Source organism: Pseudonocardia alaniniphila, assembly GCF_022524485.1.
Lineage (GTDB): Bacteria > Actinomycetota > Actinomycetes > Mycobacteriales > Pseudonocardiaceae > Pseudonocardia > Pseudonocardia alaniniphila.
Window position 1 is genome coordinate 133,635 of record NZ_JAKXMK010000011.1, and the last position, 26,045, is coordinate 159,679.

Consider the following 26,045-nt stretch of genomic DNA (forward strand, 5'->3'; position numbering starts at 1 on the left):
GCCGGCCACGGTCAGAGCATGAGCACGGTTGCCGTGGTAGTGGCTGGCGGTCCTGACGAGGTAGATGTCCTCACGGCTGTCGGTGGTGAACCGATGGTCGTGAGGTCCGTGCGCTCGTTGCTGGCCACGGATCTCGTCGACCATGTCGTTCTGCTCGTTGCGGATGAGCGGCGTGATGCGCTGGTACGAGCCTGCCTTGGGTTGTCCGTGAGCGTGTCTACGCATGCGTTGTCCGATATGCAGCCACACGCCCATCAACGAGCAGATGCCACTACGGGTGACGGGCCGATCACGATCAGTTCGGCAGACGTCGTCGTCGTGCACGAGGCGTCGCGGCCGTTCGCGCCCTCCGCGCTCGCCGCGGCTGTCGTGGCTGCAGTCCGCGAGGGCCACGAGATGGCCGTTCCCGTCCTGCCGTTGGTCGACACCGTCAAACAGGTGGATGCCGACGGCCTTGTGCGGGGCACGCCGGACCGGTCGGGGTTGCGCGTGCTGCAGACTCCCCTCGCGGTGCGAGGTGATCTCCTGCGCCCCTCGCTCGCCGCCGATCCACTGGCGCTGGCGCGCCACCACGCCGCCTCGGGTGGCACCGTCCACACCGTTCCGGGCCACTCGGCTGCGTTCTCCGTCCACAGCGCCTGGGACCTCGAGCTCGCCGAGCTACTGGCGAAGAGGATCGAACGATGAGAGTCGGCGTCGGCACCGACGTGCATCCGGTCGAGGCCGGCCGCGAGTGCTGGGTCGCGGGGCTGCACTGGCCCGGGGTCGCCGGGTGTGCCGGCCATTCCGACGGTGACGTCGCCGCACACGCTCTGTGCGACGCGCTGCTGTCGGCCGCGGGCCTGGGTGACCTCGGAGCGGTGTTCGGTACGAGCCGCCCCGAATGGAGCGGTGCGAGCGGAGTGGCGCTGCTCGGCGAGGTGCGCAGGCTTCTGACGGCCGACGGCTGGACTGTGGGGAACGCCGCCGTGCAGGTCATCGGCAACGCACCGAAGATCGGCACCCGGCGGGCCGAGGCGCAGCAGGTGCTCTCGGAGGCCGTCGGCGGACCGGTGTCGGTCTCGGGCACCACCACCGACGGGCTCGGGCTGACCGGCCGCGGCGAGGGAGTCGCGGCAATAGCGACGGCCTTGCTCCTCGCGATCCCCTAGCCCTGACGCCCGGAGCGGGCCAGGGTCCCGTCACGCCTCGTGCATCGCGTCCAATCGGCTCTGCACCTGATCCGCGTCGAGTTGTTCGATGCGCTGGCTGAGCATCCACTGGTGACCGAACGGGTCGGCGAGCCGGCCGCCGTAGTCGCCGTATCCGTGGTCGGCGAGCTCGAAGATCACCGTCGCGCCTGCCGCCAGCATTCGCTCGGCCACCGCATCGGCGTCCGAGACGTCCAGCGACATGATCACCGGAATGCCACTGCCACCGGGCGCCGGGTCGCCGTCGCCCGCGTCCTTCACGGCGAAGCGCACCGGTCCTGCCTGCACCAAGCTGTGCACGACCCGACCGTCAGCGCCGGTGTAGCGCTCGAGCACCTCACCCTCGAAGGCGGCCGTGTAGAAGGCGAGCGCGGCGTCGGCGCCCTCCACGACGAGCCGGGGATATAGTCCGCGAATCTCAGTCATGATGCGGAGTTTGGCCGCTTGTGAGCTTCGCGTCGTGGACGAAGCGGAACTGCCCTGGTAAACCATGCGGACTACGGGTCCGTACTCTGGAAGATGTGAGCCTGCGCCTCTTCGACACCGCCACCAGAAAGCAGCGGGACTTCGTCCCTCTGCGGGCCGGGGCTGCGTCGATCTACGTCTGTGGCGCCACAGTGCAGGGCCTGCCGCACATCGGGCACGTCCGTTCGGGGCTCAACTACGACGTCCTCCGCCGATGGCTGGCCCACAAGGGTCTCGACGTGATGCTCGTGCGCAACGTCACCGACATCGACGACAAGATCCTGCGCAAGGCGGCGGCCGCCGGTAGGCCGTGGTGGGAGTGGGCGTCCACCCACGAGCGCGCCTTCGACGCCGCGTACGACGCTCTCGGCTGCCTCCCGGCGTCGATCGAGCCGCGTGCCACCGGCCACGTCCCGCAGATGGTCGAGCTCATCGAGCGGCTCATGGAGCGGGGCCACGCCTACGCGGCAGGCGGCGACGTCTACTTCGCGGTGCGCACCTTCCCGGAGTACGGGGCCCTGTCGCACCAGAAGGTCGACGACGTCGCTCAGGGCGAGGGAGAGGGCGGCGCCAAGCGCGACCCGCTCGACTTCACGCTGTGGAAGGCGGCCAAGCCCGGAGAGCCGTCGTGGGCCACTCCGTGGGGTCGTGGCCGTCCCGGATGGCATCTCGAGTGCTCGGCGATGTCCACCTTCTACCTGGGCCCCCAGTTCGACATCCACGGTGGCGGGCTCGACCTCGTGTTCCCGCACCACGAGAACGAACGTGCGCAGTCGAACGCGGCGGGCGACCCGTTCGCGCAGTACTGGCTGCACAATGCCTGGGTCACCATGGGCGGCGAGAAGATGTCGAAGTCGCTCGGCAACACCCTCTCGATCGACGTGCTGTTGCGCCGGGTCCGTGGCGTCGAGTTGCGGTACTACCTGGTGGGCCCGCATTACCGCTCGTCGATCGAGTATTCCGACGCCGCGTTGCACGAGTCCGTGGCCGCCTATCGGCGTATCGAATCGTTCGTCCACCGCGTGCGTGAGCGGATCGGCACGCCCGAACCAGGAACGCTCGCCCCGGAGTTCGTCGAGGCGATGGACGACGACCTGGGCACCCCCGGTGCGTTGGCGGCGATCCACGGCACTGTGCGCGAAGGCAACAGCGCTCTGGACGCCGGAGACCGTTCGGCTGCGATGCGCGCGGCCGAGTCGGTGCGTGCGATGACGGGTGTGCTGGGGCTCGACCCCCTCGACCCTCACTGGGCTGAGGACGACGGCACGGTGGATGCCACCACGGGCGCGCTCAGTGCCTTGGTCGAGGATCTGCTCGCGCAGCGTCAGGACGCACGCGCCCGGCGCGACTTCGCGGCTGCCGACGAGGTGCGCGACCGGCTCACCGCTGCCGGGGTGTCCGTGGAGGACAGCCCCGACGGCCCCACTTGGTCATTGAAGGACGTGTAGGCACATTGCCCGGTAATTCCAAACGTCGTGGTGCTATGCGCAAGGAAGGCACCAAGAAGGGCATGGTCGTCGGTTCCGGAGGGCAGCGTCGCCGTGCCCTCCAGGGCAAGGGACCCACGCCGCCCGCCGAGATGCGCCCCGGCCATCCCGCGGCCCGCAAGGCGGCGAGATCGGCCACGGGCGCCGGGAAGTCCGGCAAGGGTGGCGGTGGTGGCCGTGCCACCGCGGGCAACCGCCGCAAGCCTGGCGACGGCGAGACCCCCGAGACGGTGCTGGGGCGTAACCCGGTTGTGGAGTGCCTACGCGCGGGTGTGCCTGCCACCGCACTGCACGTCGCGATCGGCACCACCACCGACGAGCGGGTGGCCGAGGCGGTGCACCTCGCCGCCGATGCCGGGATCTCGATCCTGGAGGTTCCCCGCCACGACCTGGACCGGATCACCGGTGGGGCGTTGCACCAGGGCCTCGCGCTGCAGGTGCCGCCCTACGAGTACGCGCACCCCGACGAGCTGCTGGAGATCGCGTCGGAGTCGCCCGAGTCCGGGCTGATCGTCGCGCTCGACGGTGTCACCGACCCGCGCAACCTCGGCGCGGTCGTCCGCTCGGTCAGCGCATTCGGCGGCCACGGCGTCGTCGTGCCGCAGCGCCGGGCGGCGGGCATGACCGCCGTCGCGTGGCGCACTTCAGCGGGCACGGCCGCGCGGCTCCCTGTGGCACGCGCCACGAACCTCACGCGCACCCTCCGCGAGTACGCCACGGCCGGCTTCATGGTCGCCGGGCTCGACGCGGAGGGGTCGGTGTCGCTCGACGACTTCGAGCTCGCGGCCGATCCGTTGGTGCTCGTCATCGGGTCGGAGGGCAAGGGCCTCTCGCGGCTGGTGAAGCAGACCTGCGACGTCACGGTCTCGATCCCGATGGCGGGGCCGGTCGAGTCCCTGAACGCTTCGGTGGCCGCCGGCGTCGTCCTGGCCGAGATCGCGCGCCGGCGCCGCCGCTGAGCCCCCGGAGGGCTCAGGCGGCGGCGACGCGGCGACCGCGCAGCCGGGCAACCACCCGGCAGCCGACGTAGCAGAGGAACGCGATGCCGGCGACGTAGCCGGATACCGGGAGCCCGGGCGCGAGCGACATGACGGTGCCCCCCACCAGCGCGAGTTCGGCGAACAGCACCGCGAGCACGGTGGCCAGCAGCGGGTTCGCGGTCACGCGCGCGGCCGACGCACCCGGCGCGATCATCACCGCCAGCACGAGTACAGCGCCGACGATGGGCACGGCGAGTGCGGTGGTGAGCCCGATCAGCACCGCGAACACCAGCGACAGGAACCGCACCGGCACGCCACGGGCCAGCGCGACGTCCGGGTCGGTGCTCGCGAACAGCAGCGGACGGTAGAGCACCGTGAGCGTGCCGATCACGAGCACGGCGACGATGGCGAGCACCACCAGATTGGTGGAATCGACAGACACGATCGAGCCGGTCAGCAGCCCGAACTTGTTGGAGGCCCGGCCGCTGTAGAGGGCGAGCAGCAGCACGCCGAGGCCCAGGCCGAAGGCGAGGACGACGCCGATCACGGAGTCGCGCTCGCGCTGGCGCAGCCCGAGCAGGCCGAACACCAGCCCGGCGACGACGGCCCCGACGACAGCTCCGATCTCCACCCCGATGCCGACGAGCAGCGCGGCTGCGCCACCGGTGAACGCGAGTTCCGCGGTGCCGTGCACGGCGAACGCCATGCCACGCGAGATGGTCAGGGGCGTCAACGCGCCCGCGACGAGCCCGAGCACAGCACACGCGATCAGCGCGTTCTGCACGAAGGGCAGCGCCAGGAGCTCACCTGTGCCCGAGAAGGTGAAAAGCCGGCTCAGCACCTCGTTCATGCCGACTCCTCGTGATGCTCGTCGTGCTCCTCCGCGCCGACGACGACGAGCCTGCCGCGCACCTTCACCACGTCGACGCGGGTGCGGTACAGCTCCGAGAGCACGTCCGACGTCATGACCTCCTCTGGCGGCCCGACCCGGAACCGGCCGTCGACGAGGTACAGAACGCGGTCCACCAGCGGCAGCACGGGGTTGATCTCGTGGGTGACGAACAGCACCGCGGTGTCGGCCGAGCGGCGACGCTCGTCGATCAGCCGGGTGACGGTGCGCTGGTGAGAGAGGTCGAGCGAGAGCAGTGGCTCGTCGCACAGCAGCACGTCCGGGTCGCCGACGAGGGCCTGGGCCACCCGCAACCGCTGCTGCTCGCCGCCGGAGAGCCGCCCGACCGGTGAGCCCGCGTACGCGGTGCCCCCGACGGCTGCGAGTGCCCGGTCGACCCGTTCGCGCCGGGCCCGCATGCCGCGCACGCCGAGGCCGAGCCGGTGCCCGTCGAGGCCGAGGCCGACGAGGTCGCGGCCGCGCAGCGGCAGGTCGGGGTCGAGCGCCTTCTGCTGGGGCACGTAACCGATGTTGGGGCTGCCTCTGCGGGGCGCCCGGCCGCCGACCCGCACCTCACCTTCCGACAACGGGAGCAGCCCGAGCAGCACACGGACCAGGGTGGTCTTTCCCGAACCGTTCGGTCCGAGGACGGCCACGAACTCGCCGGGCGCAACATCGAGGTCGAGCCCCTGCCAGAGGGTGCGGGAGCCGAACCGCACCGCTGCAGAGCGCAACGACACGGCGGACTTCGTGACCGGAAGCCGGGACACGCCGGACGCGGTGGTGTGGGAAGTGGTCACTGCGGGCTCCCGTTCAGAGCATTGGCCAGGGCCTCGATCTCGGAGTTCATCCAGGTGATGTAGTCGTCAACACCTGCGGGAAGTGTTTCCGTCACCATGACCACCGGGATCTTCGCAGCCTGCGCCGCCTGCTCCACCTGCGTGGTGGTCGGTGTCTCGGTCTGGGCATTGAGGATCAGGGCGCTCACGGGGTTGCTCGTGAACAAGGCGAGGGTCTGCTGGAGTACTGCCGCTGGTGGGTCCGTGTCCTCCTCGATCGCGCGCGCGAACTCCGGCGGCGTCACGTCGGTGAGCCCCGCGCCCTGGATCAGGTAACCCGGCACCGGCTCGGTGACGGCGACACGGGCGCCGGGGTGGGCGGCGCCGATTGCCTGCTCCTTCGTGAGGAGGTTCGCCACCTTGTCCTTGAAGGCCTGTGCGTTGGCCGTGAAGAGGTCCGCGTCGGCCGGATCGGCCGCGCCGAAGTCGGTTGCAAGCTGATCGGCCACCTTCTGCACGGTGGGCAGGCTGTACCACAGGTGCTCGTTGAAATAAGGGGCCGAGGCTGCGTCGGCACCCCCCGCTCCCACTGTCGGGTCCAGCCCGGACAGCGCGGTGACGTCGACGGAGACCGCCTTGCCGCCGGAGGACTGGACCAGCCGCTCCATGAAGTCGTCGTACCCGCCGCCGTTGTAGAGGATCACATTCGCGGTGGCCACCTTCGCCGCGTCACCCGGGGTGGTCTCGTAGGAATGCGGGTCGGCCTGCGGATCGTTGATCAACGAGGTGACGTCGACCCGGTCGCCCCCCACGGCCCGGGCGATGCTGCCGTAGACGTTGGTCGAGGTGACGACCTTGATCGGTGGGTTGGCCTGCGGGGCAGCGGGTGGGGGCGGGGCAGGAGCGGAGCCGCAACCGGCGAGGGCGAGCGCGGCCAGCACGGCCAGCGTGGCGACGGCGCCGGTGCGGCGGAACAACATGGTGGAAGTCTCCCCAAAGTGAAGTTATTGATAACCGTTGTCGTTCACTCTAGCGCTGTGAGCTTTCGCTCTCCCGGTCGGCGGCTCACGACTTTCCCGGTGACCAACTGAACCGTTACGGTTCAGCGATGTCCGGGCTTCCGAACGTCCGACGTCCCGCGACTCTGGCCTCGTTGGCTGCTGAGCTCGGCGTGTCGCGGACGACGGTCTCCAATGCGTACAACCGTCCTGACCAGTTGTCGGCCCCGTTGCGCGCGCGGGTGCTCGAGGCCGCCAGGCGCCTGGGCTACCCCGGGCCGGATCCCGTGGCCCGCTCGCTGCGCACCCGCAAGGCCGGCGCCGTCGGACTGCTGCTCACCGAAGCCCTTTCGTACGCCTTCCGCGACCCCGCGGCCACCGGCTTTCTCGAAGGACTCGCCCTGGCCTGCGAGCAGGCGGGCCAGGGGCTGCTGCTCATCCCGGTGAGCCCGGAGCACGCCGACGTCACGGCGGTACATCAGGCGGGCGTCGACGGGTTCGTCGTCTACTCCGTTCGCGAGGACGACCCCCACTTCATGGCGGTCCTCGAGCGTCCGGTCCCCACCGTCGTCTGCGACCAGCCGACCGGCGTCGACGGGGTCGACCGCGTCGGCGTCGACGACCGCGCAGGCATGCTCGCGCTGGCCCGTCATCTCACGGGGCTCGGGCACCGGCGTGTCGGCGTGCTCTGCATGCGCCTCGGCGCGGGCCGCAACGACGGGCCGGCCTCCGCCGAGCGTCAGGCGAACGCCACCTACCCGGTGCAGCGTGAACGGCTGGCCGGTATTCGTGACGGGCTCGCGGAGGTCGGCGTCGACTGGTCCGGGGTACCGGTGTACGAGCGGTTCGAGCACAGCGTCGATTCCGGACGGGCGGGGGCGGCAGGCCTCCTCGCGGCCCATCCCGAGCTCACGGCGGTGCTCTGCACTTCCGACATCCTCGCGCTCGGCGCGCTGCAGCACGCCGCTGACCGGGAGCTCTCGGTTCCCGACCAGCTCACGATCACCGGTTTCGACGGCGTGCCCGAAGCCGCCCGCGCCGGGTTGACCACGGTGAGCCAGCCGCTGCTGGAGAAGGGGCGAGTGGCGGGGGAGCTCCTGCTCGAGCGCGGCGAGCGCAACCGGCCACGCAGGGTCACGCTGCCCACGGAGCTGACCCTCGGTACGACGAGCGCCAAGCCCCGCGCCGACCAACGCTTCTTCTCGGGCTGGTGATCAGCCGCCCGGACTCAACCGGGTGGTGACGGAACGGGCCAGCGTCGCGACGTCCGTTCCCGGTTCGAGGCTGACCATGCCCTCCACGAGCAGGGCCGAGAGGCCGTGAACCAGGGCCCACCCGGCCAGGGCGGTCGTCGCGGTCTCCGATGTGGTCCCGTGGTCGTGGCTGCTCGCCCCGGCCTGTAGCTGGTCGCCGGCGCGTTGCTGGGCTGCCACCAGCGCCGGATCATCGCTGCGAATGAGTCCGGGGGCGCGCATCACGGCGAAGTGTGCTGGATGTGCGGTGGCGAACAGCACGTAGGTGACGCCGAGCTCGGCGAAGCTCTGCTTCTGCTGGCCTGCCTCGGTGAGAGCGTCGGACAGAAGCGACCATCCCTCGACAGCCAGCGCGGTGAGCAGCCCGGCCTTGTCCCCGAAATGGTGTGTGGGGGCTGCATGTGAGACGCCGGCCCGGCGTGCGACGTCGCGCAGGCTGATTGCGGCCGGCCCCTGGTCGGCCACCGCTTCGAGCGCGGTGTCGAGAAGAGCCCGGCGCAGGTCACCGTGGTGGTAGGGCATGGCGACGGATCATATCGCAGATCTTTACGTTGACAAGATTGTCGGCCACGTGCAATCTTTCCACTGTCAAGACCGACACCGAGGAGGAAACGTGCCCGCTCTGCCCTGGATCCCCGTCCACGAGCCCGCTCCGGCCGGCGAGATGGTCGTGATGGCGTCCCGCTTCCGCGTCAAGGGGTACCGGCATGTCCTGCCGTTCCTCGTCGACTCCATCCGGGTCCTCGCCCAGATCCGGCGCTCCGACGGCGCACTGGGCGTATCGCTGGTGGCACGCCCCCTGCGCCGCGAGTTCTTCACGCTCAGCGCTTGGACGGACCGTTCCGCGCTCGACGCCGTGGTGGGTTCGGAACCGCATCGTTCCGTGATGAGGCGTCAGCGGGCAGCCATGGCCGACTCGGTGTTCACGTTCTGGACGGCGTCCACCACCGCATTGCCGCTGACGTGGAAGGAGGCCGACGAGCGCCTTGCAGCGGCGGCCTGACGGCTCGCTATCCGTGCAGCGACGAGCGAACGGCCAGCAACTCCTGCAGAAGCGTGGCGACCTCGGGAGGGCTGGGAACGCGATACTCGGCGGCGGTCTCGCCGGGACCGACCTTCACGCCCACATCGCCGGGCCGGAGGCGGAGGAACGCCGTCTCGTCGGTGACGTCGTCGCCGACGAACAGCACCGCGTCGGGCTTGGTGCGCTCGCGGAGCACGTCGAGCGCGAGGCCCTTGTTCACCTGCAGCACAGCCAGGTCGAGCACGGCCTTGCCCGGCGTGACCTCGATGCCCTCCCACGAGGCGGGCCCGGTGCGCACGGCCTCGAAAACGCGCTCGCCCACGTCGGCAGGTGCGTTGCGGACGTGCACGGCGATCCCGGCGGGCTTCTCCTCCAGCCGGACACCGGGTTCGCCGTCGACGAGCTCGTGCAGCTCCGCGCGAAGACGGTCGAGCCGCTCGCGCTGTGCGTCGTCGAGAGCGGCACCTCCGTCGTCGAACTCGCCGCCGTGGCTCCCGATGAGCCGGATCGGGCTGCCGAACCCTGAGACGGCGGCCAGGTCGGCCAGCCCGCGTCCGGACACCAACGCGACGGTGGTGTCCGGCAGAGTCGCCAGCGAACCGATGGCCGCGGCCGCCGTGGGGAGCGGCCGGGCGTCCGAGGGGACGTCGACGATCGGGGCGAGCACACCGTCGAAATCCAGGGCGACGAGAAGGACCGGGACCCGGGCGATCGCCCGTACTGCCTCGTCGAGATCGCTCACGACGCCGCTCCCTCGGCGGGCGGCAGCCCGAGCGCGTCGAGGAAGGAGCGTGCCCAGCGGTCGACGTCGTGCGTGAGCACCTGGCGGCGCAGTGCGCGCATCCGCTTCTGGCCTTCCTCCGCCGGCATCGTCAGGGCCACCTGCAGGGCGTTCTTCACGCCGTCGGTGTCGTGCGGGTTGACGAGAATGGCTTCCTTCAGCTCGTGTGCCGCGCCGGTGAACTCCGACAGCACGAGCACGCCGCCGTTGTCGTGCCGGCAGGCCACGTACTCCTTGGCCACGAGATTCATGCCGTCCCGCAGCGGCGTCACCAGCATCACGTCGGCGGCCACGAAGAAGGCGGCCAGTTCCTCGCGGGGCAATGACTGGTGCAGGTAGTGCACGGCGGGGTGGCCGACGCGGGCGTATTCGCCGTTGATCCGCCCGACGGACTGCTCGATGTCGTTGCGCATCTTCTGGTAGTGCTCGACGCGTTCGCGGCTGGGCGTGGCCAGCTGGATCATCACGACGTCGTCCGCACTCACCCGGCCCTCGGTGAGCAGCTCCTCCAGAGCGCGCAGCCGCACGTCGATGCCCTTGGTGTAGTCCAGCCGGTCGACGCCGAGGACGACCTTCTCGGGCTCGCCCAGGTCGGAGCGGATCTGCTTGGCCCGTTCGAGCACCTCGGGGGTGCGTGACAGCTGGTCCAACGCCGCCGAGTCGATGGAGATGGGGAACGCCCCGAGCTTGACGGTGCGGCCGCCGAAGGTGACCTCGGTGCGGCCGTGGCCGGGAATGGCGTCGGTGAGGCGCGTGGCCAGCCACCGGAAGTTGCGGACGCCGCCGGGGGTGTGGAAACCGACGAGATCGGCTCCGAGCAGCCCCTCGATGATCCGTCTTCGCCACGGGAGCTGCATGAACAGCTCGGTGGGCGGAAACGGGATGTGCAGGAAGAACCCGATGCGCAGGTCGGGCCGCAGCTTCCGCAGCGCGGCTGGGAGCAACTGCAGCTGGTAGTCCTGGATCCAGACCGTGGCGTTCCGGCTGGCCACCTCGGCCACCACCTCGGCGAACCGCTCGTTGACGCGGACGTAGGCCTGCCACCAGTGCCGGTGGAACGCGGGCGGCGCGACCACGTCGTGGTAGAGCGGCCAGAGCGTGCCGTTGGAGAAGCCCTCGTAGTAGTCCTCGACCTCACGGGCGGACAGGCGCACCGGGTAGAGCTGCAACCCGTCCTCGACGAGCGGCTCCACGTCGGCGTCGGCAAGGCCGGGCCAGCCGACCCAGGCGCCTTCGCGGCTGCGCAACATCGGCTCGAGAGCGGTGACGAGGCCGCCGGGGCTGCGCTTCCAGCGCTGCGATCCGTCGGGCAGCTTCTCGAGGTCGACCGGTAGCCGGTTGGCCACCACGACGAAGTCGGCATCGGAGAGCGTGGTGCCGGTTGGCATGTTCCTCCTCGTACATTCGCCAGCTCGGCGCAAATGTGAAGGCTGCTGGCCGCTGCCACCTTCTGGCGAAAGCCTACTGCCGCTGGTGCTCGTTCGTGGTGTTTCCGGGAGCTCTCCGGCGGGCCCAGGGGCGCGTGACGAAGTCTCCGAAGGTCACCCCTGCCGCGAGTGCGAGCCCGATGGCGAGCGCGAGGGTCACCGTCACGAGTCCGTCCGCCAGTCCCTCGACGGCCAGTTGGTAGAAGCCGCGGTAGGCGGTGAGGCCAGGCAGCAGCGGGGTGATCCCGGCGAGGATGACGACGAGCGGCGCGACCCGCCCGCCCCGGCGAAGCAGACCGGAGGCGATCCCCACGACGACCGCCGCCACGCCGGTAGCGGCCACCGGGCCCAGCTCGACGAACTGCCTGAGCGCACCGTATGCGGCCCATCCGGCCGCCCCCGCCGTTCCGGCGGCCAGCAACGGGCGCAGCCGGGCGTATCCGGCGAGCGAGAACGCCGCGGCGCCCACGGCCGACGCGAACACGGCGATTCCGTACCAGCCAGGCCCCTGCGGCAGGGGTCCGGCCACCTGGAGCGTGAGCCCGAATGCCAGGCCGATCTTCAGAGCGAGCACGACACCGGTGAGCAGCCCGGCCGAGAGCAACGCGATCTCCGCCGCCCGTCCCGCCGCGGTGACGTAGTAGCCCGAGATCGCGTCCTGCACGGTGCCGACCACCGATAGCCCCGACAGCAGCACCGTGATCCCGGCGGCGACCACCAGTGAGGGTTGCGTACCCGCCGGGAGGACGCCTCCTGCGTACATCGCGAGGCCCGAGCCGGTGGCGATCATGCCGCCCGTGACCTGCTGGAAGAACGAGGGCAGGCCCCAGCGGTTGAGCACGCGACCGATCCGGTCGATGAGTGCGGTCACCGTGAACGCGGCCAGCGCGGTGATCGGGGCGGCGCCGAGCAGGAGGGCGATCGACCCGGCCAGCAGGGCCCAACCCAGGGTCGCGACCCAGCGGGGGTACGGGTGCGGGGCGCTCACCGCTTCGGTCAGGACGGCCGAGGCGTCCTCGGCGTCGATCTCGCCGTGCTCCACCCGGTCGACGATCTTGGCGACCTCCGCGAGCCGGGTGAGGTCGAGCGATCGGTGGCGGACCAGCCGCATCGACGTCACGGGCGCGGCTGCCCTCCCGCGGTGGCACGAGACGGTGATCGAGGTGAAGGTGATGTCCACTTCGACGGTGGCGAGCCCGCAGGCCGCAGCCACCCGCATCATGGTGTCGGTCGTCTCGCCGGCGCTCTCACCACTGGAGAGCAGCACCTCCCCGACCCGCATGCACAGGTCGAGCACCTGCTGCACGTGCGCGTCGTCCGGGACCCGGGGGCCCAGCGGCCGCATCAGCGGCACGGTGGGTGGGCCTGCGCGTAAGAGTTCGTGCGCCTCACGGCTCAGAACCGTGCGAACCCGTCGGGTCAGACGCCGGGCCGTTGTCACGACGAATCACCGGTGATCAGACCGGCCGCGATCAACTGCACCATGGCCGCCAGGGTAGGTGCCGAACAGGCCTGCGGCCGAGTCCCGGCCTGTGCACGGTCTGTTCTAGACGTCGAGTTGCTCGCCGGGGTAGATGAGATCCGGATCGTCGATCACATCGCGGTTGCGCTGAAAGAGCCTCGGCCAGGTGGTTCCGTGATCCTCGGCGATACCCGAGAGCGTGTCCCCGCGCTTCACCACGTAGAGATCCCGCTCAGTGGGAGGACGCCGGTCGGGCCTGTGCGGCGGCTCCCTGTCCGGCCCAGGCTCGGGTCCTTCCCTGATCCGGGGCTCCGGGATCTCGTCGTCCATCTTCGGCCCCCAGCATTCCTCGGAGGCTTTCCACGGGGTGTAGCCCTCGTTGGAGTACGCCCGCTCGGCAACGAGTCGCTGTTCTTCGTACGTGGCATCGATGGCCCTGCGTGCGAACTGCTGGCCGCCGTATCGCCGCCACGTGCCGTCCACGAACTGAAAGTATCCGCTGGCCGTGGAAGGCCCAGGATTCTCGACGTTCCGACCGCCCGATTCGCATTGCACGATAGGCCCCCAGTCGGTGGCCCGGGCCACGCCGGACGGCGACAGCGCCGCGACCGTAGCGACCACGACGACGATTCCCCACCTGGTTCGGCCGGCGTACCGGCGTCGGCAGGGACCCATGGGCCGGCGGCTGCCCAGCTAGTGCCGGACCTCGGCCCCGAGACCGGAAGATCGCTCGCCGTTCGTTTCCGGAGGTGCGTGCATATCCCGTCCTCCGATCAGGTGGAGCGAGTTGGCGGCAGTCAACGGTAACGGAGCTGGGGTCGACGTTCCGGTCGAACGGCTCGGCTACCCCCCGATGGCCCACGAGCTGGTCGAAACGACGTACACGGCGGCTACGGAGCGTTCTGCGTAACCTTCGCCGTCCGGGTAATCGATGATGAACAAATGCTCCGGCCAGTCCTTTGTCGCCGCTCCCGGCAGAGAGAGTCGTCGGCGCAGACGCGCCGCATGGACTGCTGCAGGGCCTACGGCTGCCTGGTCCCGGACCGATGCCGTCGGCTGCTCCGGCACATGTCACCATGTACCCAGGTCTTGATGCTGGACGGCCGGGGTACCCAGCGCCGTCAGGGCGTCCGGTTCCTGAAGATCGTCTGGTCTGCGGTCCGCGGGCCAGCAGCGTGTGAGTCGGCCGGTGTAGCTCAGTGGTAGAGCAACCGCCTTGTAAGCGGTAGGTCGTCGGTTCGATCCCGACCTCCGGCTCCACAGCGTCCCTACCAGGGACGATAGCAGCCAGGGAGATCATCACCGACTCCCCGAGGGTCTGAAGACCTACCGCCACGGTCACTACCGGTGCGGTGGCCCGTCCGCTCCCTCAAAGCGGTTGCCCTACCACCGAGCTACCTTCGGGTATCACGTAGTCCAGGTTCCGGGACCGGAGCCAGCGTTCAGCCCCCGGTAGACCCTCCTGCTCATAGATGCTCAGGAGGTCGTCAGCCTCATAGCAGACGACCGCCCACGTGGCCTTCGGCATGATCAGCACGGACTCACCGTGGCGATCGTCGGCGACGATCTCTTCGTCAGAACGCTCACGGGACAGTCGAGCCCACTCACGAAGACCGTTGGACCACGTCAGCTTCTTACGGCCCTGGCTGGCCTGCTCGAACTCCCAGAACGTGTCGATGTCGTCAGCGTTACCGGTCTCCACCGCGTCACGCAGGATCTGCATCGGAGCACGGTTCCCGTTCCGGCCGTGCTTCGTGGCTGAGGACACAGCCTCGTAAGACGCCTTGGAAACGTACTGCGCTACCTGCTCGATCGAATCACCGTCAAGACGGATCTTCCGGATGTCCATGCCGCCACGATCCTCGACGGCGGTGAAACCCTTCTTGGACAGACCGCGTTCCCAGCGAGCGAACGCGGAGTGCCCGAACTCCTTCATCATCGTCTCCGACGTCGGACCGTCGAAGATCACGACAGCGTGAGCGTGCACGTGAAACCCGTTAGCGCCGTGGGTGACCTCTACGGCGCGCAGCCAGCCGATGATCTTGGACGCGACCAGGTAGGATTATCGCCTCTCTTCGCCGGCGTTCCCCGCGTCGACGTTCGTGGGCTACGACCTGTCCGAGGACTCGATCCAACGGGGCTGGGCCGAGGTCCGCGAAGCCCGGCTCTCGAACGTCACGTTCGAGGTGGCCGACGTGGCCGAACTCGAGCCCGACCAACCGTTCGACGCCGTGTTCGCCTTCGACACGATCCACGACCAGGCCAAGCCCGCGGCCGTGCTGCGTGGGGCTCACGATGCGCTGGTGCCCGGCGGGACGTTCTTCATGATGGATCTGGCGCTGTCGAGCAAGCTCGAGGACAACATCGCGAACCCTTACGCTCGGTGGACCTACTCCTCCAGCACGCTGCACTGCATGACCGTCTCGCTGGCCGAGGGCGGAGCCGGGCTCGGCGGTGCCTGGGGTTGGCAGACTGCGAAGCGGATGCTCGCCGAGGCCGGATTCGGCGAGGTCGTCGCCCACCGCCCGGCGCCGGGCTCCGAGCGGAACATGATCTACGTGACGCACCGGCCGAGCTGATCTACCACCGCCGCGCGGCCAGGCGCTCAGGCCGACGAGGTGATCGACCACCTGCAGCCCAGCGTCGCGAAGTGGTGGCTTCCCGACGTGGTCGAGTTCATCGACGAGGGGCCCGAGACCAGCGTCGGCAAGTTCTCGAAGATGACCCGCCGCGAGAAGTTCGCCGACTACCAGGCAGCCACCTGACCGCCGCCGCCGAGCGCCTCAAGTGCTAACCGCGTCCCCCGACTGTGCTGCTCCCGCGGCGCGCACTGCGCAACAGCTCCGATAGCGGTGACCAATTTCAAGAAACCCAGCCGTCGCGTGCCTGTCGCCCGCGAACACTAGTGAGGAGAACCTGATGGCGCTGCAGGATTCCAGTCTTCGGGCCACCGATCCGCCGGAGCCCAACCTGACACCAGAGGAGCTGATTGCGCGGGCGGCGGCGCTGCGTGGGAAGCTGCGTGAGAGTCGGGCTGAGTGTGAACAGCTGGGCCGTCTTCCCGGCGCGACGCTGCAGGACTACCTCGATGCCGGCTTCTACCGGGTCATGCCAGCCCCGGCGGTTCGGCGGCTACGAATTCGACCGCTTCGTGGCCGTCGGTGCTGTTGGTGCTGCCCCCGCGGGCTAGAGGACCCTGGGCCGGTGCGCTCGTTGGTGGATCTGACTCTGACCGCCCACCTCGGCGGTCGCTGTGTATTGCTTCGTGATCCGATGCTGTACAAGCGCGCTCAGCGGAGGAGGGTGAGCAGGCCCTCGACGCCGCGGTGGAAGGCAGCGCCGACGCTGTCGACGCCGTCGAGGTCAGCGCCGGTCATGACGCCGTCGCGCATCATGACGAAGTGCTGTGCGGCGTGCTCGGGTTTGCCACGCCGCGGTGAGGTCCCGAAGACCTGAGTGAACAGCTCGGTGAGTGTTGTCACGTACCAGCCTCGGTGATCGAGGACCACCTGGCGCACCGGGTCGTGGGGGTCGGGGTACTCGGCGGCGGCCTTGAGGAAAGCGCACCCACGGAATTCTGGTCTGGCCAGGTCGTCGGCGACGATGGTGCCGATCGCGCGCACTGCGTCGGCAGGCGACGGCGCGGTCTCGATGGCCGTTTGCACGTCGGCGCGGATGTGGACGTCGACGCCGCGCAAGTAGGCAAGTACGAGGTCTTCCTTCGAGGGGAAGTGCCTGTAGAACGTCGCTCGCGTGGCCGGGGCCTCAGCGAGGATCCGCTCGACCCCGACCGCGCGGATCCCCTCGCGATAGAACAGCGCGCTGGCCGTGGACAACAGCCGTTCGCGGGCCTCGGACCGCCCCTGTCCCCGTGAGCCGCTGCCCGGGCTGTCGGGCGCGGGGCGTGTCGGTGTCGCCATGAAGCGACAGTAGCAGAAAGAACATTCTGTCTTGCGACCGTCGGTGACGTCTGCAAGACTCAGCGCCGGAAGAGAGAACGGTCTTTCTGCCTGGAGGCACCGGGCGGGCGCCACGCTGCGGTTGACCGACCAGCGGGTCACCACACTCCCCGCGGCAGCCAGCGAACACACCTCACCGCTGGCTGCGAGGAGTTCGGTTGTCCGCCCCGGCAGGCACCAGATTCAACGGCCCTTTTGGAAGGAACTGTCATGACCACGACTAGTGCCCCTGTCGCTGCCAAGGTCGCGCCGGCGCTCCGTCGGCTCTACTTCATTCGTTTCGGGTTCGCGCTGATCTGGGCTGTCGTGCTTTTCGTGACCGCGTCGAGTATCGGGCCGGTGAGCGGGACACTGCTCGTGATCTACCCTCTGTTCGACGTGGGCGCCGCCATCGTCGACGCCCGTTCCTCCCGAGTGGGCCGGTCCGTCCCGGTCCTCTACGTCAACATCGTGATCAGTGTGATCGCCGCCGCCGGACTGGTCTTCGCGGTCGCCTCCGGCATTCCGGCGGTCCTGCAGGTGTGGGGGGTCTGGGCCGTCTTGGCCGGGCTCGTCCAGCTCGTCGTGGCTCTGCGGCGACGCCGCCTCGGAGGCCAGTGGGCGATGATCGCCAGCGGCGCAATCTCCACGCTCGCCGGGGTGTCGTTTCTCCTGCAGGCCTCGGTCCCTCACGCCTCGCTGAGCAACCTGGCCGGCTACGCCCTTCTCGGCGGCATTTTCTTCCTCGTCTCTGCGCTGCGCCTCGGACGGATCGCCAGTCGGAGCAACTGACATGACCGATCGCACCTCCGGTGTCAGTATCGCCAGGGGTAGCCGTAGTACTCGGGAAATCTGGTCGGAATGATCGTCTGCTCGCTCCGGCGTGCAGTATCGACCAGCACCCGAGCGGCGGCGCCGGGCAACCTCGATCATCCAGGCCTGGAACCCACTATTCACGCGAAGTGGGAGTAGGGCATTGCGGCAACGGGAAGGCGCAAATTATATGTGATCTTCAACTTCCGTCTGGGATAGCCTGTCAGACAACGTGATGAGAGGCGGAGGCATGGCGACTGCGACGTTCTGGAAAGAGACCGACTCGACCGATCTGCGGCACCAAGAGGCCATCCACGAGGGTATCGGCACAATCGTGCGGAAGATGTTCTTCCGTGAGCAGAGCCGGCTCCCTATCCGCTTCGATATCTGGGAGCTTCCCCCCGGCGCCAGCGAAGGAGATCACACCCACGGCGGGACGGGGGACGATCGGCCGCTCGAAGAGATCTACTACTTCCTGAGTGGCAGCGGCGCGATGCGAATCGCGGGGGAAGAGGTCGCGGTGACGCAGGGCGACGCGATCATGGTGCCGCCCGGTGTCGATCATGGCCTCTACAACACCGGCACCGAGCCGATGCGGCTGTTCCTGATCTTCGGCCGGCCGGCGTAGGCCACTCCCGGCCCTCCCCGTACGCGTACACCAGCTTCTGGCCTACACCTCTCGGCGGCTGACGGCACTGATCGAGCGCCGCGCGATAGACGCCCTGGTGAGTGGTCGACCGCCCTGGCGGAGGCTCGATCGTAGGCGGCGAGCAGATCGGTGCGTACGGACAACGAGAGCCTTCCAGGCCGCGGGTCCCTGGGACTTCGTCGTCAAGTTACAGTACGATGGTGTAACGTATCATGGCGTAGGTGGCCGACGGCACAAGGAGGGCTGGTCTCCCATGGGGCGCATGATGGCGTTGCGGGCGCACGCCCGGGGCGGTCCCGAAGTTCTTGCGTACGAATCCGCGCCATGGCCGACCGTGGGCGCGGGCGATGTGCTGGTCAGCGTCGACGCGGCGGCGATCACGTTCGACGAACTGAGCTGGCCCGAGACGTGGGTCGTCGGCGGTGTCGACCGCACTCCGGTCATCCCGTCCCACGAGTTCTCCGGTGTCGTGGTCGCGCTCGGCGATGGTGCCACCGGATTGTCGGTCGGTGACGAGGTGTTCGGGTTGGTTCCGTTCGATCGGGACGGGGCCGCGGCGGAGTACGTCAGCGTGCCGGCCACGAGTGTGAGCGCCCGGCCTCGCACGGTGTCGCACGTCGTCGCGGCGGCCGCGGTGCTCCCCGCGCTGACCGCATGGGAGGCCCTCGTCGACCATGCCGCAGTGGAACCGGGCCAGCGCGTGCTGGTGCATGGAGGCGCCGGTGGCGTCGGCTCCTTCCTCGTCCAGCTGGCGACGGCGTTGGGTGCGAGCGTCACGTCCACCGTGCGCACGCGTGACGTGGAGTACGTCCGCGCCCTGGGTGCCGAACGTGTGATCAACACCGAGCAGGAGTCGCTGAACGCGGAGACGGGCGTGTTCGACGTCGTGATCGACGCCGTCGGGCGGGACGTACCGGAAGCCTTGTTCGCGGCCCTGCGTCGTGGCGGGCGCCTGATCACCCTCCAGGAGCCTCCCTCGGCGGAGATGGCCGACAAGTACGGCGTCACGGCCTTGTTCTTCATCGTGACGGCGGAGCGGGTCCGGCTGGCCCGGCTGGCCGCCATGATCGACGGCGGCAAGCTGAAGGTCGCCGTCGCCGCGACGTTTCCCCTGGCCGAGGGCCGAGCCGCCTACGAGAGCGGCGCTTTTCGGAGACTCCACCCAGGAAAGACCGTGCTGATCGTCCGGTTCTGACCGGATGAATGATTCGCTGCCGAGCCCGCTCGACGGCAGGGTTCCGACATCCTCGGCCGCCACTGAGGTATCAGACAATCCATGATCGGATAACACGGAAAGAAGACCTCTGGAATGCCTGCTGCTCCCACGCGGATGACGCAGAAAGATCTGCTGGAAGTCGTACCACCGTTCATCCCGCAGGGGGCCGGTGCGATGGTTCGGCTTCTGGAACTGCCGCCCGGTGACCCTGGTATTGCTCCGCACCGTCACTCCGGACCCGTTTTCGGCTACATGCTCGAGGGGGAGATGCTGTTCGAGCTCGAGGGTGAGGCCCCTTATCCGATCAAGGCGGGAGAGGCGTTCTGGGAACCGGGTGGCGATGTCATCCACTACACGGTCGCGAACCTGCTTGCCGACAGGGCGAGCCGATTCGTCGTGGTCATGCTGTGCGCTCCTGGAGTCGAGATGATCACGATGGTCGACGATGAGGAGCTCGCGGCCAAGGCGAGCGAGCGGATTCCCGCACCTGCGCGGTAGGGGCGTCGGCCGGCTGTCCTGAAAAGTCGATGCGGCCGTCAAGGCCGCAACCGACTGCATGGCCGGCCTGCTCGAAGGCCACCCGTTCACCCGACCTGGGGCCGCGAACTCCGCCGGCCGTCCTGATCTCGCCCGCCTCGATGCAATTCCACGCTTTGTGGTCGAGGTGGTGTTGGCGACGTTCGCAACCCTTGACCAGTTGATTGATTGAGGATCGATGTCCCACTGATTGGTCGCTGTTTCGCAAAACACAAACTCGGCGAGGCATCAATCCGGACCTGTACGGTCAATGGTGTGCCCGCTCGGTCGCCGTCGCGCAGAGTGGAACCGGCCAAGGGTCGCAATTCAACCCTTCGGAATCAACCCAGTCACGAAGGAGACGACGTTCATGTTTCAGGACTCCGGTCCGGTGTTGTCCGGTGATCTGCTCAAGAAGCTGCACTCTCGTGCGGCTGACTACGACCGGGAGAACGCCTTTTTCGCTGAGGATGTGGCGGACCTGCGCGAGGCTGGATACCTGCGCGCTGCCATTCCAGCCGATCGCGGTGGGCTGGGGCTGAGCCTCGCGGAGCTCAACCGGGAACAGCGGCGCCTGGGCTACTGGGCGCCGGCCACCGGGGTGGGTATCAACATGCATCTGTACTGGACCGGGCCGACGGCGGACTTCGCTCGGGCCGGGGATGCCGGAGTGGACTGGCTGGTCGAGGAGATCGTGGCCGGTAAGGTCTTCGCTGCCGGTCACGGTGAGCCTGGCAACGACATCGGTCTGTTCGACTCGTTGACGGCGGCGGTCCCCGTTGCGGGCGGTTATCGGGTCAGCGGGCACAAGGTGTTCACGTCCCTCTCGCCGGCCTGGGACTGGCTGGGCATCCACGCTCGTGACGACAGCGACCCGGAGCATCCCAAGGTGGTCCACGGGTTCGTTGCACGTGACAGCGAGGGTGTACGTACCGAGCCCACCTGGGACACCCTCGGCTTGCGCGCCACGGCCAGTCACGACACGTACATGGACAACGTGTTCGTTCCGCACGAGCGGGTCGTCGGGATCTTCGATGTGGGCGCGATGCCCGACGGGTTCGTCTTCGCCATCCTGCCGTGGGTGTTGCCCATGTTGGGCAATGTCTACCTGGGTCTCGGCCGCCGTGCGGTGGACCTGGCACTGGACACCGCGCAGCGGCGCACGACCAAGAGCACCGGTGATGCGCCGGTGGCGAGTAAGCCCTTCATCCAGTACCTGGCGGCGGAGGCAGAGCTGGTCTTGGAGGGGGCGACGGCGCAGCTGGACGAGCTGACCGCCGGCCTGACCGCGGGTGTGGACTACGGCGAGCGGATCTTGTATCGGGTGTTCGCGGCGAAGGAGAACGCCACCCGGGCCGCGCGCCAGGCCACCGAGCTGGCGATGGAGATCGTCGGTGCCGGCTCGTTGCACCGGCGCGGCGAGCTGGAGCGGCTCTACCGCGATGTCCGGGCCGGGGCGTTCCATCCGCCCAACAGCGAGGCCGTGCACGACTTCATCGGCCGCTCCGTGCTCGGGATGATGTAGCCGAGCCATGCCGTCGCAGACGTCGCGGTAGCCACGAGTCGGCCGTCGGAGGACGGCCGCGAGGCGACTGGAACCACTGGACTAGAGCGGCACCGCGCGCTTGGCCGTGCCGGTGGAGCGCCGTGTGCCGGTCGTCTTCGCGATGCCCGGCCACAACACGGCGACGACCGCCTCCGCGATGTTCTCCACGCTCTCTCCGCGATAGAAGGCGGCGTGGTAGCTACCGAAGCACAGGGTGGCGATGGTGTGCTTGTCGATCTCGTCGCGCACGGCGCCGCGCTCCTGGAGCTGCGACAACACGTTCTCGACCAGGGCGACACGTGGTTCGACTGCGTGTTTGCGAACGATCTCGAGCAGCTCCGGGGTGCGGACCGCCTCGCTGGCGAAGTTGCTCATCAGCACTATGGCGTCCGGGTTGTAGTACGCGGGATCCAGCCGGCGGACGGCCTCGACGAGGGCTTCCCGTGGCTCCATCCGGCTCAGATCGAGCGTGTGCATGCCGTGTTCCTTGCGGAAGCCGTAGTCCAGCGCGTCGACGACCAGTTCGAACTTGGTGCTCCACCGCCGGTAGAGCGTGGGGCGACTGACGTTGGCGTCGGCTGCGATGTCGCCGATGGTCATCTGCGAGTAGCCGTCGCGGACGAGGCGGTCACGGGTGGCCAGGATGATCGCCTCGTCGATCGTGGCGTCGCGTGGTCGCCCGCCGGGACGCGAGCCTGCAACGTCGGTGTCAGCGTGCTCGTCGCGTGCCCGGACCATGCACCCACCCCATATCGATGTCGACCACGGCGATCAGTGGCTGTTGCGCCGTGATTACGGGAATTCTACGTAACGTATGTCGATATGTCGCGAGCGTGACGCGCTCGCCGCGGGCGCGGGCCCATGACGTCCCTGAAGTCGTCCCTGTGCCGGTCCTCGGCGTTGATCTGGTCGCGGTCAGTTGAAGGTGATGACCGACCGCTTGCCGGAGTCGCCCTTGGCCATGGCGTCGAGCACCGTGTTGGCGTCGCGCAGGTCGATCGGGGTGAACTCGGGCAGGATGCCGTGCGCCGCCGAGAACGCGAGGGTGTCGCGTGTGTCGTGCGGCGAGCCGGACGGGTTGGCCATGACGTGCAGCCGGTTGAGGGCCATCGGCTCGGCGGGCAGGCTCAGCGGCTCGGGGCCGTACCCGCACAGCACGAGCGTGCCGTCGGGCACCAGGCCGGTGAACGTCGCCGCGGCGGCCGAGGTGGACGGCGAGGAGTTGAGGATCAGGTCCGCACCGCCGTCCCAGGCCCTGAGCGCCTCGGCCGGGTCGGAGTCCTCGGTGGCGATGAACCGCTCGGCGCCCATCTCCCTGGCTGCTGCTTCGCGCCGATTCGACCGGCTGATGACGGCCACGCGGGCTCCCATGGCGACGGCGTAGCGGACCGCGAGCGCACCGACACCGCCTGCGCCGACGATCGCGACACGTGAGGTGGGGGTGATCCCGGCCTGGCGGAGGCTGTTGAACGCGGTGAGGCCCGCGCACATCAGCGGTGCCGCGGCGACCGGGTCGAGCCCGTCCGGCAGCGGGATGACGAAATCGGCCTTGAGGACGGCGTATTCGGCATAGCCGCCGTCCATGACGATCCCCGTGAAGCGTTTCTGGCGACAGAGGATCTGTTCGCCGCGTACGCAGTAGTCGCAATGGCGGCAGGAGTCGCCGAGGATCTGGGTGCCCACGGAAGTGCCGGCCTCCGGCCACGACACGCCGGGACCGGTAGCGGCCACCACTCCGGTGATCTCGTGCCCGGGGACCACCGGGAAACGGGCGATCGGCCAATGACCCTGGAGTACGTCCAGGTCCGTGTAGCAGACTCCGCACGCTGTGATCTTGACCAGGACCTCGCCGGGGCCTGGTTCGGGCACCTCACGTTCGGTGAATGTGAGCGGCTCATCGATCGCGGTGGCAACGGCGGTACGCAATGCCTGGACCTCAATTCGGTTGCGTGGGACGACATTCATCTTGGTGCAGAAAGTGTGCCCCGGCATTCGGCCGAGCGGACACAATCTGGCCGGGTCCATCGTGAAGTCGTCGCCCGCCGGCCTGGCGCGGAAGTGCGCGTAGACGACCGTGCCCATCACCCAGGTGCTGCTACCGAGGTCCATGGTCGAATGGAGGACGCACTCGAAGCTCGCCGGCGCCTCACCGATCCGCGGAGCTGCGATTCGCTCACACGCTGTCGCGGTGAGTGTGGCGGCGTCGAACTCGTCGACGTCCGATGCGTATTCGATCGAAGTGTGGACGAGCTCGTCGAGCAGCTCTGCGGTCGGAAGGTTGACCACGGGTGGAAACGTCGTACCCGGTCACCCGTTCCTCGCTCGACACGTCGACCACCTCTCCTCCGCAATACTGACAAAACGGTCCGCGCCACATCCGTCGTGCGCCGGTGAGCGTTCAGGTTTGCTCTGGCTGTGCGGCGTTACCCAGACCCCCGCTCTGCCTACGTCGCGTGTGACTACCACCGGCAGGGACAGGCTCGCGGGCGGCGACCAAGGAATTGCCGGCGCAATAGTGGAGGCATGGCTACCCACCTCGACCCCGGAACCGACCAGGCGGCCGTGTCGTGCGCTGGCTCGGGACCAGGGCATGGGCGCCACCTCGACCCGCGCACCGAGCTGAGCGAGTTCCTGCGCACCCGCAGGGCCCGGCTGAAACCTGCCGACCTGGGGATCGCCGAGTACGGCCGTCGGCGCCGGGTGCAGGGCCTGAGGCGAGAGGAGCTGGCGCACCTCGCCGGGGTCTCTGTGGCGTACTACACGCGCCTCGAACAGGGCAACGCCCGCAACGTCTCGGTCCAGGTGCTGGACGCGATCTCCGGTGCGCTCAAGCTCTCCGACGCGGAGCACACCCACCTGCTGCACCTCGCCAAGCCGAAGCAGCACAAGCGCAGGCCCGCACCGCAGCGCCAGCAGGTGCGGCCCGCGCTGCTGGAACTGCTGACGGCGATCGAGGGCGTACCGGCATACGTGTGGGGCCGCCGCTCCGATGTGCTGGCGTGGAACCGCATGGCGTCCGCGGTATTCGGCGACTGGGCGGCACGTGCTCCGCAGGATCGGAACTGGGCCAGGATCGCTTTCCTCGACCCGGTGGCCCGGCGGCTCTTCGCCGACTGGGGGGCCAAGGCTTCCGACGTGGTGGGGCACCTGAGGCTGGACGCCGGCCAGCACGCCGACGATCCCCTGCTCGCGGAGCTGATCGGGGAGCTGTGCACGAAGAGCGAGGACTTCCGGACCATGTGGACTGCCCACGACGTCAAGAAGAAGTCGCACGGCAGCATGCGGTTGATGCACCCGCTGGCGGGTGAGCTGACGTTGCGCTACGAGACCTTCACGCTCCCCGGTGACGAGGAGCAGTCACTGGCGATCTACCACGCCGAGCCGGGTTCGGCGTCGGAAGAAGCGCTGCGCCTGCTGGAGGGCTGAGGCGCGGACGCCTTCCGGGACCGGTCGCGCGGGAGTGAGCCCGGACAGTGTGGGGTCAGGCTCAGTCGCACTCGCCGCAGAGTGTGGCGGTGACATGGTGGAGGCGGCGTCCGGGGCTCGCTGACGGTCAGCGCTGCGGATGGGTGTCACGAAGCCACCGGCCGTCGCGTTCGTGAGTCGCGTGGAGGCCATGGTGGGTGGGGCACCCGAGAATGTCGAGGATTCGGCGAGCAGGGCAGACGGGTTCACCCGGCGCGTCGTCGATGGCGTAGCGATCACGCAGTGCGATCCGCCGGGAATCCATCGCGCTCCGATGCTGCTGGTCCATGGTGGATGCCACGGCGCGTGGCAGTGGGAACCGTGGCTCCCCTGGCTCGCCCGTTCCGGGCGCACCGTGATGGCCATCGATTGGTTCTCCCACGGCATGTCACGCCGGCTCGAGCATGACGAGTGGGTGCACCGCGGCATTCTCGATGTTCGGACGGAGGTCGGGGTCGGCGTGGATCAGGCCCCCGGACGTCCGGTCCTGATCGGTCACAGCATGGGTGGGTTGGCGTCGCTGGCGTACGCGATCAGTCACCCGGGGCGCGTCGCGGCTCTGGTGCTGCTCAGTCCGGTGGTGCCGGCCCGATTCGGCGGAGCCCCGATCGAGGTCCCGGTCGACCGCGGGCGCCTCTGGCCGGTCCCGCCGCCGGAGATCGCCCGGCAGCTCTGGTTCGAGACGGCTCCCGAGGCGCACCTCGCGACGATCTACAGCCGGCTCCAGCCGGAGTCGTCCCAGGCGGTGTGGGAGGCCACCCGCTGGACCGCCGAACTCGCTGTCGACGCTCTCGACGTGCCCGTGCTGGTGGTGGTCGGCGCCCGCGACCGGCTCACCCCGCCGGACGTCGTCGCCGGCCTCGCCGAGGGCATCGGAGCTGCGTTCATCACCCTCGATGGCGTCGGCCACGGCGTCGTCTTCGACCCGGGCTGGCCGGCACTGTGCGAGCGCATCGACGGGTGGCTCAGGGCCGTCGAGGAGCCCGGCAGGGAAAGCTGATCGCGAAGTATCAGCAGAGCTGGATGCTGAGTGGCCGCCAAATTCTTGTGAATCTTCGGGTGCAACCCGCACAAAAAGGAAGAATTCCTTGGCGAGCGGCTACGAGAAGAGAATCGTCGGTGGCATGACGACGTGATCGCCCCGGGGGACGCGCGCCGGCTACCGAG

General features: G+C 68.9%; 28 protein-coding genes, 1 tRNA gene and 1 pseudogene. 17 read left to right on the forward strand and 13 right to left on the reverse strand.

Going from position 1 to position 26,045, the window contains the following annotated elements; translation table 11 throughout:
* Window positions 1-18 precede the first annotated feature (18 nt).
* Both MMF94_RS14375 and ispF read left to right on the forward strand, forming a co-directional pair.
* Window positions 19-687 (forward strand): IspD/TarI family cytidylyltransferase, encoded by a 669-nt coding sequence (locus MMF94_RS14375; RefSeq protein WP_277398726.1) that lies wholly within the window; start codon window positions 19-21, stop codon window positions 685-687.
* Window positions 684-1,151 (forward strand): 2-C-methyl-D-erythritol 2,4-cyclodiphosphate synthase, encoded by a 468-nt coding sequence (gene ispF / locus MMF94_RS14380; RefSeq protein ID WP_241036901.1) that lies wholly within the window; start codon window positions 684-686, stop codon window positions 1,149-1,151. The genes MMF94_RS14375 and ispF overlap by 4 nt, the downstream gene beginning before the upstream one ends.
* Before the next feature lie 30 nt (window positions 1,152-1,181).
* Here the strand turns inward: ispF and MMF94_RS14385 are convergent, their stop codons facing one another.
* Window positions 1,182-1,616: a VOC family protein gene (locus MMF94_RS14385; RefSeq protein ID WP_241036902.1), complete on the reverse strand. Its 435-nt coding sequence runs from the start codon at window positions 1,614-1,616 to the stop codon at window positions 1,182-1,184.
* Window positions 1,617-1,711: 95 nt separating this feature from the next.
* Between MMF94_RS14385 and cysS the strand changes: the two genes are divergently transcribed.
* Both cysS and rlmB read left to right on the forward strand, forming a co-directional pair.
* Window positions 1,712-3,103 carry a cysteine--tRNA ligase gene (gene cysS, locus MMF94_RS14390; RefSeq protein WP_241036903.1) on the forward strand — a complete coding sequence of 464 codons (1,392 nt, stop codon included), beginning with the start codon at window positions 1,712-1,714 and terminating at the stop codon, window positions 3,101-3,103.
* Window positions 3,104-3,108: 5 nt separating this feature from the next.
* Complete coding sequence (gene rlmB / locus MMF94_RS14395) at window positions 3,109-4,101, forward strand: 23S rRNA (guanosine(2251)-2'-O)-methyltransferase RlmB (RefSeq protein WP_241036904.1); 993 nt, start codon at window positions 3,109-3,111, stop codon at window positions 4,099-4,101.
* Window positions 4,102-4,114: 13 nt separating this feature from the next.
* On the opposite strand, the gene MMF94_RS14400 is transcribed toward rlmB, so the two are convergent.
* Genes MMF94_RS14400 through MMF94_RS14410 form a run of 3 tightly spaced genes read right to left on the reverse strand, consistent with a single transcriptional unit; the run spans window position 4,115 to window position 6,770 of the window.
* Window positions 4,115-4,972, reverse strand: a complete 858-nt coding sequence (locus MMF94_RS14400) for a metal ABC transporter permease (RefSeq protein WP_241036905.1) — start codon at window positions 4,970-4,972, stop codon at window positions 4,115-4,117.
* Window positions 4,969-5,811, reverse strand: a complete 843-nt coding sequence (locus tag MMF94_RS14405) for a metal ABC transporter ATP-binding protein (protein ID WP_241036906.1) — start codon at window positions 5,809-5,811, stop codon at window positions 4,969-4,971. Before MMF94_RS14405 ends, MMF94_RS14400 begins: the two co-directional genes overlap by 4 nt.
* Window positions 5,808-6,770, reverse strand: a complete 963-nt coding sequence (locus tag MMF94_RS14410) for a metal ABC transporter solute-binding protein, Zn/Mn family (protein WP_241036907.1) — start codon at window positions 6,768-6,770, stop codon at window positions 5,808-5,810. Before MMF94_RS14410 ends, MMF94_RS14405 begins: the two co-directional genes overlap by 4 nt.
* Before the next feature lie 128 nt (window positions 6,771-6,898).
* Here MMF94_RS14410 and MMF94_RS14415 point away from each other — a divergent pair, with 128 nt between their 5' ends.
* Window positions 6,899-8,002 (forward strand): LacI family DNA-binding transcriptional regulator, encoded by a 1,104-nt coding sequence (locus MMF94_RS14415; protein ID WP_241036908.1) that lies wholly within the window; start codon window positions 6,899-6,901, stop codon window positions 8,000-8,002.
* Here the strand turns inward: MMF94_RS14415 and MMF94_RS14420 are convergent, their stop codons facing one another.
* Window positions 8,003-8,563, reverse strand: a complete 561-nt coding sequence (locus tag MMF94_RS14420; RefSeq protein ID WP_241036909.1) for a TetR/AcrR family transcriptional regulator — start codon at window positions 8,561-8,563, stop codon at window positions 8,003-8,005.
* A gap of 91 nt (window positions 8,564-8,654) precedes the next feature.
* Between MMF94_RS14420 and MMF94_RS14425 the strand changes: the two genes are divergently transcribed.
* Window positions 8,655-9,044: a hypothetical protein gene (locus MMF94_RS14425; RefSeq protein WP_241036910.1), complete on the forward strand. Its 390-nt coding sequence runs from the start codon at window positions 8,655-8,657 to the stop codon at window positions 9,042-9,044.
* Between the two features lie 7 nt (window positions 9,045-9,051).
* On the opposite strand, the gene otsB is transcribed toward MMF94_RS14425, so the two are convergent.
* The 4 genes from otsB to MMF94_RS14445 all read right to left on the reverse strand — a co-directional run bounded on the left by otsB (window position 9,052) and on the right by MMF94_RS14445 (window position 13,410).
* The gene (otsB, locus tag MMF94_RS14430) at window positions 9,052-9,807 is read right to left on the reverse strand and encodes a trehalose-phosphatase (RefSeq protein WP_241036911.1); all 756 of its coding nucleotides are present in this window, start codon (window positions 9,805-9,807) and stop codon (window positions 9,052-9,054) included.
* Window positions 9,804-11,234 carry an alpha,alpha-trehalose-phosphate synthase (UDP-forming) gene (locus tag MMF94_RS14435; protein WP_241036912.1) on the reverse strand — a complete coding sequence of 477 codons (1,431 nt, stop codon included), beginning with the start codon at window positions 11,232-11,234 and terminating at the stop codon, window positions 9,804-9,806. The genes otsB and MMF94_RS14435 overlap by 4 nt, the downstream gene beginning before the upstream one ends.
* 73 nt (window positions 11,235-11,307) lie before the next feature.
* Complete coding sequence (locus MMF94_RS14440; RefSeq protein WP_241036913.1) at window positions 11,308-12,618, reverse strand: threonine/serine exporter family protein; 1,311 nt, start codon at window positions 12,616-12,618, stop codon at window positions 11,308-11,310.
* 201 nt (window positions 12,619-12,819) lie between these two features.
* Window positions 12,820-13,410 carry a LysM peptidoglycan-binding domain-containing protein gene (locus tag MMF94_RS14445; RefSeq protein WP_241036914.1) on the reverse strand — a complete coding sequence of 197 codons (591 nt, stop codon included), beginning with the start codon at window positions 13,408-13,410 and terminating at the stop codon, window positions 12,820-12,822.
* 510 nt (window positions 13,411-13,920) lie between these two features.
* On the opposite strand from MMF94_RS14445, the gene MMF94_RS14450 reads away from it, so the two are divergent.
* Window positions 13,921-13,995, forward strand: a tRNA-Thr gene (locus tag MMF94_RS14450).
* 109 nt (window positions 13,996-14,104) lie between these two features.
* Here MMF94_RS14450 and MMF94_RS14455 read toward each other — a convergent pair.
* Window positions 14,105-14,704 (reverse strand): hypothetical protein, encoded by a 600-nt coding sequence (locus MMF94_RS14455; protein WP_241036915.1) that lies wholly within the window; start codon window positions 14,702-14,704, stop codon window positions 14,105-14,107.
* A gap of 121 nt (window positions 14,705-14,825) precedes the next feature.
* Here MMF94_RS14455 and MMF94_RS14460 point away from each other — a divergent pair.
* Window positions 14,826-15,314 (forward strand): annotated as a pseudogene (locus MMF94_RS14460) (class I SAM-dependent methyltransferase); the annotation flags it as partial.
* A gap of 39 nt (window positions 15,315-15,353) precedes the next feature.
* Window positions 15,354-15,500 (forward strand): hypothetical protein, encoded by a 147-nt coding sequence (locus tag MMF94_RS14465; protein ID WP_241036917.1) that lies wholly within the window; start codon window positions 15,354-15,356, stop codon window positions 15,498-15,500.
* A gap of 525 nt (window positions 15,501-16,025) precedes the next feature.
* Here MMF94_RS14465 and MMF94_RS14470 read toward each other — a convergent pair.
* Complete coding sequence (locus MMF94_RS14470; protein ID WP_241036918.1) at window positions 16,026-16,655, reverse strand: TetR/AcrR family transcriptional regulator; 630 nt, start codon at window positions 16,653-16,655, stop codon at window positions 16,026-16,028.
* 249 nt (window positions 16,656-16,904) lie between these two features.
* On the opposite strand from MMF94_RS14470, the gene MMF94_RS14475 reads away from it, so the two are divergent.
* The 6 genes from MMF94_RS14475 (at window position 16,905) to MMF94_RS14500 (ending at window position 21,392) form a co-directional block, all read left to right on the forward strand.
* Window positions 16,905-17,465, forward strand: a complete 561-nt coding sequence (locus MMF94_RS14475) for a hypothetical protein (RefSeq protein WP_241036919.1) — start codon at window positions 16,905-16,907, stop codon at window positions 17,463-17,465.
* Between the two features lie 271 nt (window positions 17,466-17,736).
* The gene (locus tag MMF94_RS14480) at window positions 17,737-18,114 is read left to right on the forward strand and encodes a cupin domain-containing protein (RefSeq protein ID WP_241036920.1); all 378 of its coding nucleotides are present in this window, start codon (window positions 17,737-17,739) and stop codon (window positions 18,112-18,114) included.
* Between the two features lie 274 nt (window positions 18,115-18,388).
* The gene (locus MMF94_RS14485; protein ID WP_241036921.1) at window positions 18,389-19,330 is read left to right on the forward strand and encodes an NADP-dependent oxidoreductase; all 942 of its coding nucleotides are present in this window, start codon (window positions 18,389-18,391) and stop codon (window positions 19,328-19,330) included.
* 114 nt (window positions 19,331-19,444) lie between these two features.
* Window positions 19,445-19,849 carry a cupin domain-containing protein gene (locus MMF94_RS14490; RefSeq protein ID WP_241036922.1) on the forward strand — a complete coding sequence of 135 codons (405 nt, stop codon included), beginning with the start codon at window positions 19,445-19,447 and terminating at the stop codon, window positions 19,847-19,849.
* A 58-nt stretch (window positions 19,850-19,907) separates the two neighbouring features.
* A complete protein-coding gene (locus MMF94_RS14495) occupies window positions 19,908-20,060 on the forward strand; it encodes a hypothetical protein (protein WP_241036923.1) in 153 nt (50 codons plus the stop codon).
* A 177-nt stretch (window positions 20,061-20,237) separates the two neighbouring features.
* The gene (locus MMF94_RS14500; protein ID WP_241036924.1) at window positions 20,238-21,392 is read left to right on the forward strand and encodes an acyl-CoA dehydrogenase family protein; all 1,155 of its coding nucleotides are present in this window, start codon (window positions 20,238-20,240) and stop codon (window positions 21,390-21,392) included.
* Between the two features lie 81 nt (window positions 21,393-21,473).
* Here MMF94_RS14500 and MMF94_RS14505 read toward each other — a convergent pair whose 3' ends face one another.
* Window positions 21,474-22,151, reverse strand: coding sequence for a TetR/AcrR family transcriptional regulator (locus MMF94_RS14505; protein WP_241036925.1), 678 nt, complete (start codon window positions 22,149-22,151; stop codon window positions 21,474-21,476).
* Window positions 22,152-22,328: 177 nt separating this feature from the next.
* Window positions 22,329-23,699 (reverse strand): alcohol dehydrogenase catalytic domain-containing protein, encoded by a 1,371-nt coding sequence (locus tag MMF94_RS14510; protein WP_241036926.1) that lies wholly within the window; start codon window positions 23,697-23,699, stop codon window positions 22,329-22,331.
* A gap of 237 nt (window positions 23,700-23,936) precedes the next feature.
* On the opposite strand from MMF94_RS14510, the gene MMF94_RS14515 reads away from it, so the two are divergent.
* The gene (locus MMF94_RS14515; protein WP_241036927.1) at window positions 23,937-24,839 is read left to right on the forward strand and encodes an MmyB family transcriptional regulator; all 903 of its coding nucleotides are present in this window, start codon (window positions 23,937-23,939) and stop codon (window positions 24,837-24,839) included.
* Window positions 24,840-25,152: 313 nt separating this feature from the next.
* Window positions 25,153-25,878 carry an alpha/beta hydrolase gene (locus MMF94_RS14520; protein ID WP_241036928.1) on the forward strand — a complete coding sequence of 242 codons (726 nt, stop codon included), beginning with the start codon at window positions 25,153-25,155 and terminating at the stop codon, window positions 25,876-25,878.
* Window positions 25,879-26,045: the final 167 nt, after the last annotated feature.